General features: G+C 69.4%; 1 protein-coding gene. It reads right to left on the bottom strand.

What is annotated here, in order from left to right; genetic code table 11:
- Positions 1-826: AMP-binding protein (locus A5701_RS23490; RefSeq protein ID WP_156670238.1), on the bottom strand; the 826-nt coding region annotated here is incomplete at both ends.

Here is an 826-nt window from a genome sequence, read left to right on the forward strand (position 1 = left end):
CCCGACCGACCCGCATACCCACACGCCACACCCCGACCCGCCACATACAACTCACCGACCACACCCACCGGCACCGGCCGGAGCCACTTGTCCAGCACGAACAGCGCCGCGCCGGGTATCGGCGAGCCGATCGGCGGTGTCCCGCTCCACGCGGCCAGCGGCCTGGTCATCGCCGCGTACATCGTGGTCTCGGTGGGGCCGTATTGGTTGACCATCACCCGCCCGGGCGCCCACCGATCCACCACCTCGGGCGGGCACGGCTCCCCACCCATCACCAGCGTCGCCACCGAGTCCAACCCCTGGGGCGACAAGGCCGCCACGGCCGACGGTGTGTGACTCAGCACGTTGACCCGCTCGCGAATCAGCATGGTGCGCAAGTCTTCTGGTGAGCGGACCACCGCGTCGGGCACGATCACCAACCGGCCGCCGTGCAACAGCGACCCGAAGATCTCCCACACCGAGAAGTCGAAGGCCAGCGAGTGACACTGCGACCACACCCGGCCCAGCGCCAGCTCGTCGTGCACCGACTCCAGCAACTGGGTGACGTTGTGATGGGTGACGGCCACGCCCTTGGGCGTGCCGGTCGTGCCCGAGGTGTAGATGATGTACGCGACGTCCCCGGACGACGGCGCCGACAGCGCGTCGGCCGATTGTGTCGCGATTTCCGGGTCGTCGAATTCGATGACCGCCAGGTCCGACCCGTCGAGCCGCGATCGCACGCCCGTGGTGGTGACGGCGGCGATCGGTAGGGCGTCGGTGAGCATGAACTCGATGCGGGCCGCCGGCAGTGCCGGGTCGATGGGCAGGTAGGCCGCGCCGGTCTTGA

This window comes from Mycobacterium sp. E3305 (genome assembly GCF_001666785.1).
In the GTDB taxonomy this organism is placed as follows: domain Bacteria; phylum Actinomycetota; class Actinomycetes; order Mycobacteriales; family Mycobacteriaceae; genus Mycobacterium.